Annotated in this window: 18 protein-coding genes and 1 riboswitch; of the genes, 14 read left to right on the forward strand and 4 right to left on the reverse strand. The window is 33.4% G+C overall.

Going from position 1 to position 22,302, the window contains the following annotated elements:
- Positions 1-28 precede the first annotated feature (28 nt).
- The gene (locus tag KA893_RS09840) at positions 29-1,327 is read right to left on the reverse strand and encodes an LLM class flavin-dependent oxidoreductase (RefSeq protein ID WP_041080442.1); all 1,299 of its coding nucleotides are present in this window, start codon (positions 1,325-1,327) and stop codon (positions 29-31) included.
- Positions 1,328-1,348: 21 nt separating this feature from the next.
- Entirely contained in the window at positions 1,349-2,101 is a 753-nt protein-coding gene (locus KA893_RS09845; protein WP_194375937.1) for a 3-oxoacyl-ACP reductase, read from the reverse strand.
- 106 nt (positions 2,102-2,207) lie between these two features.
- Positions 2,208-2,306: riboswitch (TPP riboswitch) on the reverse strand.
- A gap of 213 nt (positions 2,307-2,519) precedes the next feature.
- Here KA893_RS09845 and rpsP point away from each other — a divergent pair.
- From rpsP to rplS, 4 genes are all read left to right on the forward strand, one after another.
- Positions 2,520-2,786: a 30S ribosomal protein S16 gene (gene rpsP / locus KA893_RS09850; RefSeq protein ID WP_002483484.1), complete on the forward strand. Its 267-nt coding sequence runs from the start codon at positions 2,520-2,522 to the stop codon at positions 2,784-2,786.
- A 225-nt stretch (positions 2,787-3,011) separates the two neighbouring features.
- Positions 3,012-3,518, forward strand: coding sequence for a ribosome maturation factor RimM (rimM, locus tag KA893_RS09855; protein WP_002483483.1), 507 nt, complete (start codon positions 3,012-3,014; stop codon positions 3,516-3,518).
- Positions 3,518-4,255 carry a tRNA (guanosine(37)-N1)-methyltransferase TrmD gene (trmD, locus tag KA893_RS09860; RefSeq protein ID WP_115347418.1) on the forward strand — a complete coding sequence of 246 codons (738 nt, stop codon included), beginning with the start codon at positions 3,518-3,520 and terminating at the stop codon, positions 4,253-4,255. Before rimM ends, trmD begins: the two co-directional genes overlap by 1 nt.
- 103 nt (positions 4,256-4,358) lie before the next feature.
- Positions 4,359-4,709, forward strand: coding sequence for a 50S ribosomal protein L19 (gene rplS, locus KA893_RS09865; protein ID WP_002483481.1), 351 nt, complete (start codon positions 4,359-4,361; stop codon positions 4,707-4,709).
- A gap of 137 nt (positions 4,710-4,846) precedes the next feature.
- Here the strand turns inward: rplS and KA893_RS09870 are convergent, their stop codons facing one another.
- Both KA893_RS09870 and KA893_RS09875 read right to left on the reverse strand, forming a co-directional pair.
- Positions 4,847-7,468: a YfhO family protein gene (locus tag KA893_RS09870; RefSeq protein WP_194375939.1), complete on the reverse strand. Its 2,622-nt coding sequence runs from the start codon at positions 7,466-7,468 to the stop codon at positions 4,847-4,849.
- A gap of 42 nt (positions 7,469-7,510) precedes the next feature.
- A complete protein-coding gene (locus KA893_RS09875; protein ID WP_129303516.1) occupies positions 7,511-10,090 on the reverse strand; it encodes a YfhO family protein in 2,580 nt (859 codons plus the stop codon).
- Positions 10,091-10,457: 367 nt separating this feature from the next.
- Between KA893_RS09875 and ylqF the strand changes: the two genes are divergently transcribed.
- The 10 genes from ylqF (at position 10,458) to hslU (ending at position 22,295) form a co-directional block, all read left to right on the forward strand.
- Entirely contained in the window at positions 10,458-11,318 is an 861-nt protein-coding gene (gene ylqF, locus KA893_RS09880; RefSeq protein WP_069795372.1) for a ribosome biogenesis GTPase YlqF, read from the forward strand.
- 6 nt (positions 11,319-11,324) lie between these two features.
- Positions 11,325-12,095, forward strand: a complete 771-nt coding sequence (locus tag KA893_RS09885) for a ribonuclease HII (protein ID WP_037538550.1) — start codon at positions 11,325-11,327, stop codon at positions 12,093-12,095.
- A 107-nt stretch (positions 12,096-12,202) separates the two neighbouring features.
- Positions 12,203-13,369, forward strand: a complete 1,167-nt coding sequence (gene sucC / locus KA893_RS09890; protein ID WP_002483476.1) for an ADP-forming succinate--CoA ligase subunit beta — start codon at positions 12,203-12,205, stop codon at positions 13,367-13,369.
- A 21-nt stretch (positions 13,370-13,390) separates the two neighbouring features.
- Entirely contained in the window at positions 13,391-14,296 is a 906-nt protein-coding gene (sucD, locus tag KA893_RS09895) for a succinate--CoA ligase subunit alpha (protein WP_002483475.1), read from the forward strand.
- Positions 14,297-14,603: 307 nt separating this feature from the next.
- Positions 14,604-15,479: a DNA-processing protein DprA gene (gene dprA, locus KA893_RS09900; RefSeq protein WP_069821932.1), complete on the forward strand. Its 876-nt coding sequence runs from the start codon at positions 14,604-14,606 to the stop codon at positions 15,477-15,479.
- 205 nt (positions 15,480-15,684) lie between these two features.
- Complete coding sequence (gene topA, locus KA893_RS09905) at positions 15,685-17,751, forward strand: type I DNA topoisomerase (RefSeq protein ID WP_002483473.1); 2,067 nt, start codon at positions 15,685-15,687, stop codon at positions 17,749-17,751.
- A gap of 156 nt (positions 17,752-17,907) precedes the next feature.
- The gene (gene trmFO, locus KA893_RS09910) at positions 17,908-19,215 is read left to right on the forward strand and encodes an FADH(2)-oxidizing methylenetetrahydrofolate--tRNA-(uracil(54)-C(5))-methyltransferase TrmFO (RefSeq protein ID WP_041080450.1); all 1,308 of its coding nucleotides are present in this window, start codon (positions 17,908-17,910) and stop codon (positions 19,213-19,215) included.
- Between the two features lie 118 nt (positions 19,216-19,333).
- On the forward strand, positions 19,334-20,224 hold the full coding sequence (xerC, locus tag KA893_RS09915) for a tyrosine recombinase XerC (protein WP_037538546.1): 891 nt from the start codon (positions 19,334-19,336) through the stop codon (positions 20,222-20,224).
- A gap of 3 nt (positions 20,225-20,227) precedes the next feature.
- The gene (gene hslV / locus KA893_RS09920; RefSeq protein ID WP_041080451.1) at positions 20,228-20,770 is read left to right on the forward strand and encodes an ATP-dependent protease subunit HslV; all 543 of its coding nucleotides are present in this window, start codon (positions 20,228-20,230) and stop codon (positions 20,768-20,770) included.
- Between the two features lie 112 nt (positions 20,771-20,882).
- The gene (gene hslU / locus KA893_RS09925; protein WP_115338566.1) at positions 20,883-22,295 is read left to right on the forward strand and encodes an ATP-dependent protease ATPase subunit HslU; all 1,413 of its coding nucleotides are present in this window, start codon (positions 20,883-20,885) and stop codon (positions 22,293-22,295) included.
- Positions 22,296-22,302: the final 7 nt, after the last annotated feature.

The following is a 22,302-nucleotide window of genomic DNA, read 5'->3' on the forward strand; positions in this document are numbered from 1 at the left end:
ATAGAAAGCGTACGATGTTGAATCACTATTAAATTCCAATATTTTCTCTAAATGTTGTACCTTCGTATTCAGTACGATACAATCCACGTTTTTGTAATTCAGGCACAACATCATCGACAAAATCTTCTAAACTATTTGGAAATTCTGGAGGCATTAAGTTAAAACCATCCGCAACACCCGCGTCAAACCAGCGTTCCATTTCATCTACAATATCCTTTGGTGTTCCGATGAGTGTTAAATGCCCACCTCCAGCACTTAAATAACCTAATAACTCACGTAATGTTGGATTTTTATCTTTAATGATTTCTAGCACAGTTTGATAGCGTCCTTTAGGTCCTTTAAAAGATTCGACAGGTGATAATGGTGGTACCGGTTCATCCAAATCCCAGCTATGGCAATTTTGACGAATAAAAAAGGCTAATTGATTTAAAGCGGTATCAACTTCTAAAGATTCATCGAGTTTTTGTTTTTTTGCATAAGCTTCTTCATAAGTTTGTCCGACATATGTAACTAATCCAGGAAATACTTTCAAACTATCTATGGGCTTACCTTCTTGTATCAATTTTTGATTTAATTTGTTCTTGAAAGCGCTAGCTTGATTGAAATTCCAAGCAACAGCATAAACTGCATCAGCATATTTAGTTGCTAATGCGATACCAGGATCGGAGGCGCCCGCTTGCATTGCAATGGGTTTCTCTTGAGGGCTACTTGGGGTTGTTAAAGGTCCACGGACATTGAAATGTTCTCCTTCATGATTAATAGCGTTGATTGCTGATGGATTGATTAACTTATTATCTTCTTTATCGTGTAAAAAGTCATCCACTGACCATGATTCGAGTAAACGATTCATCACTTGTGCAAATTCATCTGCTTTTTTATAGCGTTCCTCGTGTTCAGGTAAATGGTCCATACTATGATTAGCAGCTTCCATATCAGTCATTGACGTTACTAAATTCCAACCAGCACGACCTTGACTCATATGGTCTAGACTGAGTAGTTGTCTAGCAGCTGTGAATGGATTGGAGAATGTACTAGATATCGTAGCAACTAGGCCCACATGTTGTGTAACTTGTGATATTGCTGCTAAATTAACGAGGGGATCAAACCAAAATGCAGGCATATCACTTTTCGAACTAGCTGGAAAAGATTGATTGTCAGCAAAAAATATGGCATCAAATAAGCCTTGTTCTGCAGTTCTTGCTAATGATTGATAATAAGTAATATCACCAATACGCTCAATGCTTGAATGTGGCATACGCCATGCAGCCTGATGATGGCCACAAGCATAGATAAGTACACCGATGTTTAAATGTTGTGCTTGTGTCATTGAATGACTCAGTCCTCCTTATTAGTTCATTGTTAAGCCACCGTCGACTGTAAAATTTTGACCTGTGATGCCATTTGCTTCATCTGATAAGAGATATGCAACCATATTAGCAACATCTTGTGGTGCGGTTACCTTTTTTATTGGAGTGGTTTGAGCAATTAAATCGAATACTTCAGTAGTGGTACTTGCACTTGCATCCGTTGTCTTTAATAAGCCGCCAGAAACGACATTAGATGTGATACCATATTGACCTAATTCTGCAGCTAAATTGCGTGAAAAACCAATCAAACCAGCTTTAGCTGTTGTATATTCATGATAAGGGACGACAGGATTTTGAAATAAATTTGTACCAATTGAAATGATATGGCCATTTTGTCTTTCGATGAATTGAGGTATAACACTTTGACACAAATTAAAAGCAGCTTTCAATGTACCATCAATTTGTTGTTGATAATCCTCCCATGTAAGGTCAACAAATGCTTGTTGTTGAACAGGGTCAAATTTAAAGCCAACAAGTGCATTATTGACTATAGCATCTATGTGACCAAAATATTGCGTAGCTTTCTCAACTAACGCGTCTATTTCATTGCGTTTTGTAACATCTGCTTGGATAGCGATTGATTGATGAGTTCCAATTTCATCTACAAGTTGTTGTGCAGCTTGTCTGCTGTTGTGATAGTTTATGACAACGTTATGTCCTTGTTGCGCCAATGTGTTCACGATTGTCGCACCTAATCCTCGACTGCTACCAGTTACAATTACAATTTTTTTCATTTTATACACTCCTTATTTTCTATAAAAAAATACACAACGCTCCTGAAAGAAGGTTGTGTATAATGAATATCGACATATGTATCAAAGTACTTCAAAATATTGAAATATGCTAGACTTCACACTTTCCTCCGCTAGTTTAAACTAGATCAGGTTCAAAGGGTTTGAGTCAGACTCATCTCAGTTAGAAACACCCCTAGTGCATTTGTTATGTAATTTAAGTTAAATGTATATTTTTTAGTGAATTATGTCAAGTTAAGGGTGATTAAGGAGATGTGGCTTCCCAAGAATTAAAGTAGAAAAAGAATTTTGCGTAATAATGAAATTGGTAAAGAAGAAACTCTTTACAAATTATTGAATTACTGTTATTATTATTTCTTGTAGAAAATAAAAACTATGAAAACAAAAGGAGCGAATATAAATGGCAGTTAAATTACGTTTAACACGTTTAGGTTCAAAAAGAAATCCATTCTATCGTATCGTAGCAGCTGATGCTCGTGCACCACGTGACGGTCGTAATATCGAACAAATCGGTACTTACAACCCAAACAATGTGAATGCAGCTGAAGTTAAAATCGACGAAGAATTAGCACTTAAATGGTTAAAAAATGGTGCGAAACCAACTGATACAGTTCATAATATCTTATCAAGAGAAGGCATCTTGAAGAAATTTGACGATCAAAAATAGGATTTCGACAAATAAACAAATATATGATTTGTAAGGGTACCTTGAAGGGTACTCTTTTTTTATAGACATTATCGATAATAATATAAGCAAGTTGATATTTTAAAAATGTCATTACATGAATATTGTATTTGTGTCACTGCTTATAACTTCACATGTTATAATAATAAGACAAATCATAGCATACATAATCAATTTTAATAGATAAATAATAGTGGAGGCACGTATATGAAGGTAGAGATAGGTAAAATTGTTAATACACATGGTATTAAAGGAGAAATAAAAGTAAAATCAAATTCAGATTTTACAGAAACACGCTTTCAGCCTGGGGAGCTTGTAATTATTGAACGTAAAAATAAAGAGCCATTAGAATTCACAATTGCTTCTTATCGTATGCATAAAGGTCTTCATATGTTGACATTTGAAGGCATTAATAATATTAATGATATTGAATATTTAAAAGGTGAAACCATTATGCAAGAACGAGATCATGAAGAAATAGAACTCGGTGAACATGAATTTTATTATTCAGATATCATTGGTTGCACTGTATTTGATGACGATGATACACCAATTGGACGCGTTACAGAAATTTTCGAAACAGGCGCAAATGACGTGTGGGTAGTTAAAGGTGACAAAGAGTACTTGATTCCATATATCGCTGATGTTGTTAAGGATATTGATGTAGAGGGTAGACGTATTCAAATTACACCAATGGAAGGATTGTTGGATTAATGAAGATTGATTTTCTAACTTTATTTCCAGAAATGTTTAATGGTGTTTTAAACCAATCCATTTTAAAGCGTGCACAAGATAAAAATATGTTAACAGTCAATACAGTTGATTTTAGACATTTTGCAGAAAATAAACATAATCAAGTGGATGATTATCCTTTTGGTGGTGGTCAAGGCATGGTATTAAAGCCTGAACCCATTTTTAATGCAATGAAAAGTATTGAAAAAACAGATGACACAAGAGTGATTTTAATGTGTCCGCAAGGCAAACCATTTACACAAGCGATAGCAAATGAACTAAGCCAATCAGAACATGTAGTGTTTATTTGTGGTCATTACGAAGGCTATGACGAAAGAATACGTGAACACTTAGTTACAGACGAGATTTCTATGGGAGACTATGTATTAACGGGAGGCGAATTACCTGCAATGGTGATGACAGACGCCATAGTGAGATTATTACCAGGTGTTTTAGGTAACCAACAATCTCATGAAGATGATTCATTCCAAGATGGCTTATTAGAATTCCCACAATATACAAGACCACGAGAATATAAAGGGATGAGTGTACCGGATGTATTACTTTCAGGTAATCATGCTCATATTGATCGATGGCGACATGAACAAAAAATTCTACGTACATTTGTAAAACGACCAGATTTATTAGAACGGTATCCAATGACAGTTGAAGAAAAAGATATTGTAGAAAGATACAAAAAGCAATTGAAAAAAGACTAGCAATGTGCTAACATATTTTAAGTGTGCGACACACGAAAAATCACTATGATCCGCTGCTATATTTTGTCGAGGCAAGAACATAGGTTGAAGGAGAGAAAAAATAATGAGTAATCACAAATTAATCGAAGCAGTAACTCAATCGCAATTACGCACAGATTTACCTTCATTCCGTCCAGGTGACACTTTAAAAGTGCACGTACGTATTATTGAAGGTACACGTGAACGTATCCAAGTATTCGAAGGTGTAGTAATCAAACGCCGTGGTGGAGGTATTTCAGAAACTTTCACTGTTCGTAAGATTTCTTCAGGTGTAGGTGTGGAACGTACTTTCCCATTACACACACCAAAAATCGAAAAAATCGAAGTTCCACGTCGTGGTAAAGTTCGTCGTGCTAAATTATACTACCTACGTGAATTACGTGGTAAAGCTGCTAGAATTAAAGAAATTCGTTAATCAGCATATTAAGCATATAAAAAGCGGTTCTCATTATGAGAATCGCTTTTTTATTTAAATATATAGCCCACGACGATTAGTAAATGGCAAAGTCGTGGGCTTTTAATATGACCAAATAGGGACTAAAAAATATGTCCTTAAATTTCTCTTTTTGAAGATTTTGAAATGCGCTTTGTAAAAATAATATTTGAGATGATACCTATCACCGTCAAAATAATTAATGTTTTATGGTAAGGTGGTGCATATTTGAGTTTGATTATTTCTTGTCCTTTATCAACAGGAATGACAGTCATTATACCATTACCTTGCTTTACAGTGACTTTTTTATCTCCTTCATAGGCTTGCATCCCATCTCTATACGCCATTGGCAAGACTAAGTAGCCTGCATCATTTTTATGCTTATGAATCGTATAGCCATTACGTTGTTGTGTGACTTTAACAGCGTCTAATGAACTAGATGCATGGCGCAAGGTATGATAATCTTCGCCATATATGCCTTTAACATTCACTCGATACTTACCTTTAGACAATTTAAGATTAAGTTTTTCGTTTGCTTTAACCCTCATTGTGACTGGTGTTACAAAACGTCTATATTTATAAGATAACTCATTACGATGTTGATTGTATTCGTTAATACCAACGTCATGTTCCTTATCTGGAGAAAGTAATTCAACATCCATTTCAACGTACATATCTTTATATTTATTAGCAATAGACGAAGGCAATTGGTAACTTATACCACCATTGTCTTTTTCTATAATCAGTTGATGATTATCTAATCTATGTGCATCTTTTAGTGTTGCAGAAGCATCGGATAATAAGTTTTTATTCGGCTTGAACGATTGATTGGCTTCTGTATTATTGTCAAAAACGACACCTTGTAGCATGGCTTGTTCTTTATCTAAGGGTGATTTTAAATCATTCGCATTATAAACCTTATCTGTAATGTGTGCACTTGGATAATGGATTTGATTAACTGAATGTATAAATGATTCTTTTTTAGAATGATGAACTATATCTTTCTGTGTAAATCCATAGGGCATATTTAAATCATCAGGCCGACGAATACGGTCTTCTACATGCCATAAAGCCATTAAGTTGGCGCGATTAGATAATAAACGATACGTGCTGTTTTTATCTGTATGCATATTGATTTGTAGTGTTTTATCATAATATTTTAAAATATCGCCATCGAAAATACTTGAATATAAAGCAATGCCATTAAAATGGTAAATCATTGGTGAATTTAATCCATATTGAGACATATAATCGATACGATGTAATGGATCATCTTGCTGGTGGTTGATTGCATTTATTTTTTTGGCTAAAGCTGGGCTATGATAATCAGAGTCCTGTATGGCTTGTTTTGTAGATTCATATCTTTTCACATTATTATAGTAATCATTAGATAATATGAATGCTTGTTGAATTACAAATAAAACTATTATGGATACCTTAAACCAATGATTTTGTAATAAGTTTTTCTTAAATAATAATAAAGCGATAAATACCATAAGTATGAAACAAATAATCATCCATGACATTTTTTGATCTGTAACGATAATATTCATGACTAGCATGATGATACATACTGGAATGCAGGTTAAGATATAGGGTTTCAGAGTTAATTCCGATAGGTGCTGGATAAATAGGGCGATTAAGCCAGCAGACATGATTGCAAATATGTATACCCATCTACGTTCTGGAGTTGAAAATCCATTGAACATGCTATCGAAATGTGGTGTAAGTGACCCAATCAACATGATCCACGTAGCAATTGCAAATAATCTATAATAATAATGTTTGTATAGTTTAAAAGATAATAAAGCGACCACAGTTATTATAGACACTGTAATATAAAAACCATTTGTGAAAAAATGCTTTTGACGTGCGAAATCAGTGAACAGTGGAATTTTAAAATACGGGTTACTAACTCGATCGTTATTGAAAAATGAAGTAACGCCCGTATAAAAGCCCCAGATGCCTATTAAAGTACTTAAAATAACTGCAATAGGAATCAAAATAAGTTGTTGTTTCCGAGAAACCAAATCAGTTGGATGTAGAAAGATAAACCTATAAGCGACGTATGCTAGGAGGACAATCGCTTCGTAATAACTAAAATAAAAATTTGAAAATAAGGTTAGTGCAATGGCGAATATGAATAAACCAATTTTCTTTTCTTTATAAAATCGTTCAACACCTAGTAATGATAAAGGAAGGAAAATAAGTAAATCACCGTAATACGACCAAGTGAAATTAAAATAAATCACAGTCGTTGATGAAGCATAAAGCATTGCAGCAAGCAACGTAGCATAATTTTTAAATTTTAAATATCTAAAAAAGTAAAATGAAATGACAAACGTGACAACACCTTTGACAAAAGCAACAATAATTTGATTGCTTGCCCAATAACTTATTTGGTTAGGATGACTATTAAATAAAATCTCTGAAAACCAAACAAAAATGAAGTTAATCCATGTTAAAGGTGAGGTCGAATAATAATATGATAAGTCTTTAACATAATCGCCACCTAGCCCAAATGAGTGATCATAAAGTTGTTTGAATTGGCTAAAGTGTTCATAAAGGTACATTTGAAAGGGCATCATTTGCCTAAAACCGTCACCTGATCCACTAAATACATTACCTTGCGTTATATATCGATAGATGTACGGTGTAAATGTTAATAGTGCAACTAAAATGCCCATTGCTATAATACAAAATAATCTTGAAACTTTGTGAGACCAAAGTTTACGAAACATGGTTATACCTCATCTCCGACAAACTCCTTTTAAATTATGAATTTATTTGTTTTTATATCTCTTTCTCATAAACCATGATAGCGATCCTATAATGAAAATAATTGAAATAGCAGTAACCGTATACCAATATTTTGGACGATATTTGATTATGATTTCTTTGCTATCTTTTGAAACTGGCACGCCAGTCATCATATAATTCACATTTAATGGTTTAATTTTTTTGTTGTCGACATATGCAGTCATGCCTTCACGATACGGTATATTAATCGTAGCGATTCCTTTTTCGTGAGGACCTAACTTAACCTTCACGCCATTTTTAATATCTGTATAATGTCCATCGTTATTTTGCTTTGCATATGCTGATTTTAAATGATTGTAGTTTTCACCATGCAAACTTTGAATATCTAGATAGTAATTACCTGTTGGGCTTAGCCCAACATTTATATTACCATTTTTATCAGGTTGTGTTCTATAAAGTTGTGTATCCACACCTGTTCGATAAGTCGAATTGTTGTACAAGCGGTTATTTGTATAGTTATTTATTTGGACTGAAAAATTACTATCTGGTAGACCACGTTTGACTTTAATCGTTAAATAAAAGTCATGATAACGTTGTCTTAAATGTTTAGGTATATGAATTTGTACATGGCTATCGTTTTTAGAAGCATGTATTTGATGATTGCGTTTGTTATCTATATCTTTGTACGTGATACGAGTTTGATTTAATAAATTTGGTGCCTTTGCCGTATAAGATGCACCTTTATTATTTAAAATAACGCCATCCATCATTGCATGTTCTTTATCAATAGGGTTATGTAAATCATTTGAATTATACTTTTTATTAGAAACACGTACAGATGGTAAATTTAAAGTGTTTTCATAAATTTCATATTGACCATCGTTTTTAATCTTTTTGAAGTATGCAGGAATATTATGTTGATAGCGCTTGACCATTAGATATTTAATAGAAAATAAACTGCTCATATTTTGACGCCCATTGGTTGATTGATATCTACTCACTGATTCTTCTTGCATATTGATTTTTAGCTCATCATAGTAAAAATCTAATATGTGATGATCAAATATACTAGAATAGATACTTAGTCCTTTAAATTGTTGATACATGGGCGTATTGTCTTGTTCATTGACACGCCAATCTATGCGCTCATCTTCAAGTTTATGTGTATTCATATCTTTAACTAATTGCTGTTGTAATGGTGTGTTAAAAAGGCTTGCATTCACAAAATAAGCATTAGCACGTTTGACATGGTCTTCAAAATAAATTTGATTTCGTATAAATACAGTAGAAACTAAGACTGTTAAAATCATTATTGATAAAACAAATAAATGTGTAAGTTTAAGTTTGATATGAGATTCATTGATTAATAGAATTAAAAAGCCAATTAAACTCACTATGGGTGCGAACCAAACCCATGCTACAACATCATCATAATACCATGCACTTAAGCCAATAATACTTAATGAGATAACGGATGAAAAAATATAGTTTGGTATAGAAATTGTCCGAAAATATTTTACATATAAGCCAATTAAAACTGCAGAATTAAATGCTATTAAATAATGCCAACGTTTTTGTGGCGCTGAAAAGCCATTAAATATCTGATCGATAAAAGGAACAAAACTAGCACAAATTAATATAAGCGTAGAAATTGCAAATAATTTGAAATAATAATGTTTGTATAATTTGAATGATAATAACGCCTGACCAGTGATAAATAATATTACGATTAAATAATTATCATAAAAAACATTGGTATTTTGATTGAATGGCTCAAATAAATCTACATTACCGTCAAAAGGTGTGCGTCTATTATTAAAGAAACTTTGAATTGCTGGGAAAAAGAATGGAAGACTACATCCTAATCCAATAACTGATGCAATAAATAAAGACATGAAAGACTTGAACCTAGGAATGATATCAGCTTGATGTCTAAACACTAGTCTGATAGTTAAATAAATTAATCCAGTTAATAATTGATAATATGCAAAATAAAAATTATTGATTAATGTAATGGCTACTATAATGATAAAGAAACCAATCTTCCCACTTTTTAAAAAACGTTCGATTGACCACAATAACAACGGTAACCAAATAAAAACATCACTGAAAAATGGCCAATATACTGTGAACCTGAAATAGATTGGTGAAATTACAAAAATGAACGCAGCTAGAACGGCAATTTTTTTATTTAAAGCTATATAACGGACATATAGATAAGTCGCAAGCATTGCAAGCGCAGATTTAAAAATAGAAACAATGAGTGCATTGGTCATCCAAAACATAATATGAGTAGTATCCAGTGTTATAAACGTCTTTAATAAAACAATTACAATCACATTTATGATAAAAATAATATTTGTGGAGAAGTAATAGCTTAAGTCACTAAAAAAATCACCACCGAGTCCAAAATCTGAAGCATAAAAGAAATTACCATGATGCCAGTTATCAAATAGATACATTTGTATCGGCACCATTTGTTCCATACCATCATTAGGACCCGTGAATAAAACACCATCATGAATAAATCTATATATGATGTAACTATGGCCAACGACTGCCAATGTTACGAATAAACAAAGATATAATAATTTTTGTTTCATAGGCAATCTCCTATTTATTTGTTTAATATAATTCTATTGTATCTACATTTTTAGTATTTAGATAAAAATAACTATTATTATTTAGAAAAATTTTAATTTTGAATGTTAGGTTTTTAATTTTTACAAAGAAAGGTTAGAAATTCAAGTTATTGTTTAATGAATCATTGGTATTGTAAATAAAAATGAAAATATCATGCACTTGCTGTTTTTTTTGTTATAAAATTAAGAATGAACAGTGATTATCTAATTAATTTGTTTATAACACATGCACCAACGTGTTATGATGCTAAAGCAAACTAAACGGTATGAACGAATAAAATAATAAACAAAATTGATAAAAGTCATAAGTAATAGAAGGGTGAGATATATGGTAATTCAGTGGTATCCAGGTCATATGGCCAAAGCAAAAAGAGAAGTTTCAGAGCAATTAAAAAAAGTAGATGTTGTATTTGAACTTGTAGATGCGCGCATACCTTATAGTTCTAGAAATCCAATGATTGATGAGGTTATACAACAAAAGCCTAGAGTCGTTATTTTAAATAAAAAAGATATGGCAAATTTAAAAGAATTAGAGAAATGGGAATCATATTTTAAAGAAAAAGGCTTTTATCCAGTTGCAATTGATGCGAAGCATGGTAAAGGTCTAAAACAAGTTGAACAAACTGCTATCAAAGCAACCAAAGAAAAATTTGAAAAAGAAAAACAAAAAGGATTAAAACCACGTGCGATTAGAGCAATGATAGTAGGGATACCCAATGTAGGTAAATCAACATTGATTAATAAATTAGCTAATAAATCAATTGCAAAAACGGGTAACACGCCTGGTGTTACAAAGCAACAACAGTGGATTAAAGTAGGTCAATCGCTACAATTATTAGACACACCAGGTATATTATGGCCAAAATTTGAGGATCAATTGGTTGGAAAAAAACTAAGTGTTACGGGTGCAATCAAAGATAGTATTGTTCACTTAGATGAAGTGGCAATCTATGCGTTAGACTTTATGAAAGCACATGATTATGACGGTTTAATACAGCACTATAAAATAGATGTTTCAAAAGAAGCAGAAAATATAGAGTGGTTTGATGCGATAGGCCGTAGAAGAGGATTGTTAAGACGAGGTAATGAAATTGATTACGAAGCGGTCATAGATTTAATTATACACGAAGTGAGAAACGCTAAAATCGGTACGTATACATTTGATATTATTTCCGAAATGGACGTGTAATGGATTATGAGCGAAACGATAAAGGACATTAAAAGTAAGTTACAGCATATGCTGTCAATAAGTGAATTAGAGCGAAGTGAATATAATAATGATGCACGCAAAGGTGTGCAAAATGCAATGATACAAAGACGTAAACAATTAGAAAAAGAACAAGTGTTATTAGATAATTATGTGAAAATGACAGAATTTGAAAATAGCATCTTAGCAGAAAATCCAGACGCGCTTATTTGTGGTATAGATGAGGTGGGGCGTGGTCCATTAGTAGGTCCAGTTGTTACATGTGCAGTTATTTTAAATAAAAATCATCATTTCACAGGGTTAAATGATTCTAAAAAACTTTCAGCAAAACAAAGGCATTCAATCGAAGGTCAATTACTGAATGATGTGTATGCTTATGCATATGGATATGCTTCGGTGGAAGAAATAGATGAAATAAATATTTATGAGGCAACGAAATTAGCAATGCACAGAGCGATTGAAGGATTGAGAATTAAACCAACACATCTACTTGTAGATGCTATGACATTGGATATTGATATACCGCAAACATCTTTAATTAAAGGTGACGCTAGAAGTGTTTCGATAGCTGCTGCTAGTGTCTTAGCTAAAGAACACAGAGATCAATATATGCGAGATTTAGGTAGAAAATATCCAGGTTATGGTTTTGAAAACAATGTTGGATATGGTACGCAACAACATTTAGATGGAATTAAAAAATATGGCATTTTAAATGAACATCGAAAAACATTTGAACCAATTAAATCTTTGGTAAATTAATAGTTAAAATAAAATAATTGGATTAAGTAGGATAAATGAGTTTACAATAGCGCTTTCATTTCTTATAATTGAATATGAACTTAACCTAAGAAACAGGAGGATGGAGAATGAATATCCACGAGTATCAAGGTAAAGCAATATTTCGTTCTATGGGCGTTGCTGTCCCAGAAGGACGCGTAGCATATACTGCTGAAGAAGCAGTAGAAAAAGCAAAAGAATTAGATTCAAAAGTTTACGTGGTTAAAGCACAGATTCACGCAGGGGGCAGAGGGAAAGCAGGCGGTGTTAAAATCGCTAAATCTCTTTCTGAAGTTGAAACTTATGCTAAAGAATTGTTAGGTAAAACACTTGTTACACATCAAACTGGTCCAGAAGGTAAAGAAATTAAACGCCTTTACATAGAAGAGGGCTGCGATATTCAAAAAGAATATTATGTTGGTTTTGTCATCGATCGTGCGACAGATAGAGTTACTTTGATGGCTTCAGAAGAAGGCGGTACTGAAATTGAAGAGGTTGCTGCTAAAACACCTGAAAAAATATTCAAAGAAACAATTGATCCTGTTGTAGGATTGGCACCATATCAAGCTAGAAGAATTGCTTTTAACATTAATATTCCTAAAGAATCTATAAATAAAGCAGCTAAATTTTTAGTATCACTTTATAATGTTTTCATCGAAAAAGATTGCTCAATCGTTGAAATCAACCCACTTGTTACTACGGGTGAGGGTGAAGTTTTAGCATTAGATGCTAAAGTTAATTTTGATGATAACGCATTATTTAAACATAAAGATATTCAAGAATTACGTGATTTAGAAGAAGAAGATCCAAAAGAAACCGAAGCTTCTAAATACGATTTATCATATATCGCTTTAGATGGTGATATTGGTTGTATGGTTAACGGCGCTGGTTTAGCAATGGCAACTATGGATACAATCAATCACTTTGGCGGTAATCCGGCTAACTTCCTTGACGTAGGGGGCGGCGCAACTAAAGAAAAAGTTACTGAAGCATTTAAAATTATCTTAGGTGATGAAAATGTAAAAGGTATCTTTGTAAATATCTTTGGTGGCATTATGAAATGTGACATTATCGCTGAAGGTATTGTTGCTGCAGTTAAAGAAGTCGAGCTTACTTTACCACTTGTCGTACGTTTAGAAGGTACAAATGTTGAAAGAGGTAAAGAAATTCTTAAAGAATCTGGATTAGCAATTGAACCAGCAGCTACAATGGCTGAAGGCGCACAAAAAATCGTAAAACTTGTTAAAGAAGCATAAGGAAAGGATGGGAGCACGAAGATGAGCGTATTTATTGATAAAAATACAAAAGTAATTGTACAAGGTATCACAGGGTCAACTGCCCTTTTCCATACAAAACAAATGCTTGAATATGGTACACAAATTGTTGCTGGGGTAACTCCAGGTAAAGGCGGACAAGTTGTTGAAGGCGTTCCAGTATTCAATACAGTTGAAGAAGCACAAAAAGAAACAGGTGCAACAGTATCAGTTATTTATGTACCAGCACCATTTGCTGCTGATGCAATTTTAGAATGTATCGAAGCTGAACTAGATTTAGCTATTTGTATCACAGAACATATTCCTGTAATTGATATGGTTAAAGTAAAACGTTATTCAGAAGGTAAGAAAACACGTGTAGTAGGACCTAACTGTCCAGGTGTCATTACTGCTGATGAATGTAAAATTGGTATTATGCCAGGATACATCCATAAAAAAGGTCATGTAGGCGTTGTATCACGCTCTGGTACATTAACATATGAAGCGGTACATCAATTAACTGAAGAAGGTATCGGTCAAACGACTGCGGTTGGTATTGGTGGCGACCCAGTTAATGGTACAAACTTTATAGATGTATTAAAAGCATTTAATGAAGATGATGAAACTAAGGCTGTCGTTATGATTGGTGAAATCGGGGGTACTGCAGAAGAAGAAGCTGCTGAATGGATTAAAGCTAATATGACGAAACCTGTTGTAGGCTTCGTAGGCGGTCAAACAGCTCCTCCTGGTAAACGTATGGGCCATGCTGGTGCGATTATCTCAGGTGGTAAAGGAACTGCAGAAGAGAAAATTAAAACACTTAACAGTTGTGGTGTAAAAACAGCAGACACACCTTCTGAAATTGGTACAACTTTAATTGATGCAGCTAAAGAAGCTGGCATCTATGAACAATTATTGACTGTAAAATAATTTTATTTATTAAAAGTCAGCGCAAATTCCGATAGTATGTCGGAGTTTGTGCTTTTTTAGGTTGTATGAGCTGATATTAAAATTAAAAAAATGCATTTGATAAAGTACTTTATATAGTAGAAATGCGACCGCTAAATTAAAGATAAATAAAATTAATATCTCCAATTGAAACATCAGATGTTGTCAATTTAGAAATTTAAAATTACTCTTTAAAATCATATGACTTATTACGATCATTTGACAAAATTTTGTAATACGCAGCATATATATTTTATCGTATAATATGAGATATAAAGGAGTATGATAAATGAACGATTTAGACCTTTTAAAGCTTCGATTTGCTGGACTATCTACACAACAAATACATCGATTATTAAGATTTTCTCCCTCTTTTATGAAATATAGTAAGGTAGATAAACAATACATACTCAAACAATTTTTGGGAACAGTAAAAATAACTGCAAAAAATGAAAATGTATACCGATTATATGTGACAACTAATTTTGAAGTACTATTCAAACAATTAAAAGCATGGAAAGTTCATTTCATAACAATTAATCACCGTTTATATCCACAGTTATTGCGAGAAATTTATGATCCACCCCTAATCCTATTTTATCGCGGTAAGCTCACTTTAATGCAATCTCCTCGTACCCTAGCTATTATTGGATCTAGACAAGCGACACAATATACATGGCAATCACTTCAAACATTTTTTCCTTCATTTAAAAAACATCATTTGACGATAATATCAGGGCTTGCAAAAGGTGCAGATATGATGGCGCATCAACATGCTTTGTTATTTAAGTTACCTACAATTGCGGTATTAGGATTTGGACATATGCATCATTATCCGAAAGAAACTAAAGAGATAAGACAGCAAATTGAAAAAGATGGAATAGTTATAAGTGAATATCTCCCTCTCGAAAAGCCCAAAAGATACCATTTCCCAGAAAGGAATAGATTGATTAGTGGACTTTCTAAAGGTATCTTTATCACAGAATCTGCAGAAAATAGTGGCACAAGTATCACGACGCGATTTGCATTAGAACAAAATAGAGATGTGTATGTCTTACCTGGTACAATATTTAATAAAATGACATTAGGCAATTTGCGTAGTGCTCAAGAAGGTGCGAAAATTGTATTGAATGCGGATGATATATTAGAAGATTTTATTATATGAAAAGTAAATAACACACAACTTTAAAACAGATTTTATTTAACGCTTTGTTTTTTAATAATATATGAAAAAATACTGCTGATTGATAAAGTTTGGGATGAAATAACGGTATAAATTTAATCAAGTCAAAATTAAAAACATTGACAAAAACAAAATACACCGTTTATCATTTATCTTTGTAATTAGAAAATGCAAGGGGGTAACTACTTTGGCAGAAAATTTAGTCATAGTTGAATCGCCTGCAAAAGCTAAAACCATTGAAAAATATTTAGGTAAAAAATATAAAGTAATCGCATCAATGGGGCACGTTAGAGACTTGCCTCGTAGTCAAATGGGTGTAGATGCTGAAAATGATTATGAACCCAAATATATTACGATACGTGGTAAAGGTCCAGTTGTAAAAGAATTGAAAAAACATGCTAAGAAAGCGAAAAAAGTATTCTTAGCGAGTGACCCCGACCGTGAAGGTGAAGCTATTGCTTGGCATTTAGCGAATATATTAAACTTGGAAGATTCAACAGAAAATAGAGTAGTGTTTAATGAAATAACAAAAGATGCAGTAAAAGATAGTTTTAAACATCCAAGAGGCATCGAAATGGAACTCGTTGATGCGCAACAAGCACGACGTATTCTAGATCGTTTAGTCGGTTATAATATCTCACCTGTATTATGGAAAAAAGTTAAAAAAGGGTTATCTGCTGGTCGTGTACAATCTGTGGCATTAAGACTAGTTATAGATCGTGAAAATGAAATTAGAAATTTCAAACCAGAAGAATATTGGAAAATTGAAGGCGAATTTAGATATAAGAAAACAAAATTCACAGCTAAATTTCTTCATTTTAAAAATAAACCATTTAAATTAACTGAAAAAGCAGATGTTGAAAAAATTACTACGCAGTTAGATGGCGATCAGTTTGAAGTGACTAAAGTGACTAAAAAGGAAAAAACGCGTTATCCAGCTAATCCTTTTACAACGTCAACACTTCAACAAGAAGCAGCTCGTAAATTGAATTTCAAAGCACGTAAAACAATGATGTTAGCCCAACAACTATATGAAGGTATAGATTTGAAAAAGCAAGGTACAGTTGGTTTAATCACTTATATGCGTACAGATTCAACAAGAATCTCAGACCAAGCGAAATCAGAAGCGAAAAATTACATTCAAGAAACATATGGTAATGACTATACATCTAATCGAAAATCAAAAGGTCAAGGCGATCAAGATGCCCATGAAGCTATCAGACCGTCTAGTACTTTACGTACACCAAATGAAATGAAAAATTTCTTAACTAGAGATCAACATAGATTATATAAATTAATTTGGGAACGTTTTGTTGCCAGTCAAATGGCACCTGCAATTTTAGATACAGTTGCAATGGATTTGACGCAAAATGACATCAAATTCCGAGCAAATGGACAGACAATCAAATTTAAAGGTTTTATGACTTTATATGTTGAAACCAAAGATGACAGTGAAGATGGTAAAGATAACAAATTACCAAATATTGGTGAAGGTGAAATGGTTACAGCTACGAACATTGAACCATCACAACATTTTACTCAACCACCACCACGCTATACTGAAGCGCGTTTAGTGAAAACAATGGAAGAATTGAAAATTGGACGTCCTTCCACATATGCACCAACAATCGATACAATCCAGAAAAGAAATTATGTGAAAAATGAAAGTAAACGTTTTGTGCCAACTGAATTGGGCGAAATTGTTCATGAACAAGTTAAAGATTACTTCCCAGAAATTATCGATGTTGACTTTACAGTAAACATGGAAACATTATTGGATAAAGTTGCCGATGGTGAGATTGGCTGGAAAAAAGTGATTTCAGATTTTTACAGTAGTTTCAAACAGGATGTAGAACGCGCAGAAGAAGAAATGGAAAAAATAGAAATAAAAGATGAACCTGCTGGTGAAGACTGTGAAGTCTGTGGTTCACCTATGGTTATTAAAATGGGTCGTTATGGTAAATTCATGGCTTGTTCAAATTTCCCAGATTGTCGAAATACAAAAGCTATTGTTAAGACAATTGGTGTGACTTGTCCTAAGTGTAAAGAAGGCGACGTTGTAGAACGTAAATCTAAAAAGAATCGTATTTTTTATGGTTGTTCTAAATATCCAGAGTGTGATTTTGTAACTTGGGATAAACCGATAGGAAGAGATTGTCCTAAATGTGAGCATTACTTAGTTGAGAAAAAACAAGGACGTAAGAGCCAAGTAGTATGTTCAAATTGTGATTACAAAGAAGAAGAGCAAAAGTAATATAGTATAGCGAATTTACGCTTGCAATCGTATTTATGAAAGAAATAGTTTAAACAATAACAGCAACTTATGACACATATATATATAATGTAGATGCATGTATTTATATTTATGATACGATGTCTAAGTTGCTTTTTAATTATGGGAGGAAATCGAATGACTCAAGTTGTAAATGTAGTAGGTGCTGGTTTGGCTGGTTCAGAAGCAGCATATCAATTAGCGCAACGAGGCGTAAAAGTAAATCTTATAGAAATGAGGCCGGTGAAACAGACACCTGCACATCATACCGATAAATTTGCAGAACTCGTATGTTCGAATTCACTACGAGGCAATGCTTTAACAAATGCTGTCGGTGTACTTAAAGAAGAAATGAGACAGTTAGATTCTTTAATTATCAGTGCAGCGGATAAAGCGCGTGTGCCTGCCGGTGGCGCTCTAGCAGTCGATCGACATGATTTTGCTGGCTATGTGACTGAAACATTAAAAAATCATCCAAATATCACAGTTTTAAATGAAGAAATTAATAGCATACCTGAAGGATATACGATTATTGCAACAGGTCCTCTAACGACAGACAAGTTAGCAAACGAAATTGTGGAGGCAACTGGAAAAGATCAGTTGTATTTCTATGACGCTGCGGCACCAATTATTGAAAAAGACAGTATTGATATGAATAAAGTGTATTTGAAATCCCGCTATGATAAAGGTGAAGCCGCATATTTGAATTGTCCTATGACAGAAGATGAGTTTAATACATTTTACGATGCGCTCATGGAAGCTGAAGTTGCACCTGTAAATGAATTTGAAAAAGAAAAATACTTTGAAGGTTGTATGCCATTTGAAGTAATGGCTGAACGTGGTAGAAAAACATTATTGTTCGGTCCAATGAAACCCGTGGGTCTCGAAGATCCTAAAACAGGCGAAAGACCATACGCTGTCGTACAACTACGCCAGGATGATGCTGCAGGAACACTATACAACATTGTAGGTTTCCAAACACATTTAAAATGGGGAGCTCAAAAAGATGTCATCAGATTAATTCCAGGATTAGAAAATGTTGAAATAGTTAGATATGGTGTCATGCACCGTAACACATTCATCAATTCGCCTGATGTTTTAACTGAAACTTATGAATTAAAAGGAAGAGAAGAACTTTATTTCGCAGGTCAAATGACTGGTGTTGAAGGATACGTAGAGAGCGCCGCTAGTGGACTCGTTGCAGGTATCAATGTAGCACATAAAATGCTTAACAAGGGAGAAGTCATTTTCCCTAGAGAAACAATGATAGGTAGCATGGCATATTATATTTCACATGCCAAAAATGAAAAAAACTTCCAACCAATGAATGCTAACTTTGGTTTACTACCAACATTGGAAAAGAAATTAAAAGATAAAAAATTACGTTATGAAAAATTAGCAGATCGTGCTTTAACATATTTAGATAATTATAAACAAACGCTATAAAATATTGTATTTTTATAATTCTTTCCGAAAATTTTGAAAGTTTTACTCAATTTAATAGTTATTTTTCGCAGACCCCTCTATCAATATGCTACAATTTATGTTGATGGAGGGGTTTTTATTGGAAAAAATCCAACAAGCGTATTTATATATGCTAAAAGTAGAAAAACAATTTTCAGAGCACACTTTAAAATCCTATCATGATGATTTAGAACAATTTAATGTTTTCTTAGCTCAAGAACATTTAGATTTGAATGCGTTTGAATACAAAGATGCTAGGAACTATCTCAGTTACTTATATTCAAAAAACTTGAAAAGAACCTCAGTTTCACGTAAAATTTCTACGCTGAGAAGTTTTTATGAATATTGGATGACACAAGATGAAGCGGTGGTAAATCCGTTCATACAATTGGTACATCCGAAAAAAGAACATTATTTACCACATTTTTTCTATGAAGAGGAAATGGAAGCATTATTTGACACGGTTGAAAATGATGCAAAAAAAGGCTTGCGAGATAGGGTAATCTTAGAACTACTTTATTCTACTGGTATTAGAGTTTCAGAGTTAGTGCATATAAAAGAACAAGACATAGATATGACGTCGCCAGGTGTAAAGGTATTAGGTAAGGGTGGCAAAGAACGTTTTATCCCCTTTGGCGAGTTTTGTAAACAAAGTATGGAACGATATTTAGCGTCATTCAAACCTAAATTAAATAGTGATCACGATTATTTATTAGTTAATATGAAAGGCGATCCTATCACTGAACGTGGCGTTCGTTATGTATTGAACGACGTAGTGAAACGAACGGCCGGTGTTACAGAGATACATCCTCATAAACTTAGACATACATTTGCGACACACATGTTAAACCAAGGTGCAGATTTAAGAACAGTGCAATCTTTGCTCGGTCACGTTAATCTGTCAACAACTGGTCGATATACACATGTGACAAATGAACAATTAAGAAAAGTATATTTAAATGCACATCCTCGTGCAAAAAAGGAGAATTAAATAATGAGTACATCTATACATGCAACAACAATATTTGCAGTACAACATAATGGACATGCAGCAATGGCTGGAGATGGTCAAGTTACTCTAGGTGAACAAGTCATCATGAAACAAACAGCGAGAAAAGTGAGACGTTTATATAATGATAAAGTATTAGCTGGTTTTGCTGGAAGTGTAGCAGATGCGTTCACTCTATTTGAAAAATTCGAAACAAAATTACAACAATTTAGTGGGAATTTAGAAAGAGCTGCAGTGGAATTAGCACAAGAGTGGAGAGGCGATAAACAATTACGTCAGCTAGAAGCTATGTTGATTGTAATGGATGAAACATCAATCTTAGTAGTTAGCGGTACAGGAGAAGTAATCGCACCAGATGATAATTTGATTGCAATTGGATCAGGTGGTAACTATGCGTTAAGTGCAGGTAGAGCGCTAAAACGTAATGCAACACATTTGTCTGCGAGCGAAATGGCTTATGAAAGTTTGAAAGTTGCTTCAGATATTTGTGTATTTACAAATGACCAAATTATAGTTGAGAATTTATAGCTGAGTAAATAAATTAATGAAAATGTCTAAATTTAGAATTAATTGGCAATAGTAAACATGTATAAATTATAAGTTGTTTTAAAGCACAAAATTAATGGAGGTAACGTATCATATGGAGACAAATGGAATAAAATTAACACCTAGAGATATTGTATCAAAACTTAATGAATATATTGTTGGTCAAGACGATGCTAAACGTAAGGTTGCAATTGCATTAAGAAATAGATATAGAAGAAGTCTATTAACTGAAGAAGAAAAACAAGAGGTCGCACCTAAAAATATTTTGATGATTGGACCTACGGGTGTAGGTAAAACGGAAATTGCAAGACGTATGGCTAGGGTAGTTGGCGCTCCATTTATTAAAGTTGAAGCAACTAAATTTACAGAAGTAGGTTATGTTGGACGTGATGTAGAAAGCATGGTTAGAGACCTTGTAGATGTTGCTGTTAGACTTGTAAAAGATCAAAAAAAGGCATTGGTACAAGATGAAGCCCAAGATAAAGCGAATGAAAAGTTAGTGAAATTGTTAGTACCTAGTATGAAGAAAAAAGCTAATAACAATACGAACAGTAATAACCCATTTGAATCTTTATTTGGTGGTTCAATCCCTAATTTTGGTCAAAATAATGATGACGAAGAAGAAACACCTACTGATGAAGTGAAAACGAAACGTTCAGAAATTAAGCAACAATTATTAAATGGTCAATTAGAAGATGAGAAGGTACGCTTAAAAGTTGAACAAGATCCAGCTGCTATGGGCATGTTAGGTACGAACCAAAACCAACAAATGCAAGACATGATGAACCAATTAATGCCTAAGAAAAAAGTTGAAAGAGAAGTTCCAGTTAAAACTGCACGTAAGATATTAACTGATGAATTTGCTGATGAATTGATTGATCAAGAAACAGCTAACCAAGAAGCTATTGAATTAGCTGAACAAATGGGCATTATATTTATTGATGAAATAGATAAGGTTGCAACAAATAATCAAAATTCAGGGCAAGATGTATCTCGCCAAGGTGTTCAAAGAGATATATTACCAATTCTTGAAGGTAGCATGGTTCAAACAAAGTATGGTACTGTTAACACTGAACATATGCTATTTATTGGTGCTGGAGCATTCCACGTGTCTAAACCAAGTGATTTAATTCCAGAGTTGCAAGGCCGTTTTCCAATTCGCGTTGAACTAGAAAGTCTTTCAGTTGAAGATTTTGTTCGAATCTTGACGGAACCTAAATTATCACTTATCAAACAGTATGAAGCGTTACTACAAACAGAACAAGTAACGGTTAAATTTACAGATGAAGCAATTAAACGATTAGCAGAAATTGCATTCCAAGTAAACCAAGATACTGATAACATTGGTGCACGTCGATTGCATACTATACTTGAAAAAATGCTAGAAGATTTATCATTCGAAGCACCAAGTATGCCCGATGCGGTTGTAGATATTACACCACAATATGTTGATGATAAGTTGAAATCAATTTCAACAAACAAAGATTTAAGTGCATTTATTTTATAATATAAAT

The sequence above is a fragment of the Staphylococcus sp. GDY8P126P genome (genome assembly GCF_017891965.1).
Lineage (GTDB): Bacteria > Bacillota > Bacilli > Staphylococcales > Staphylococcaceae > Staphylococcus > Staphylococcus saprophyticus.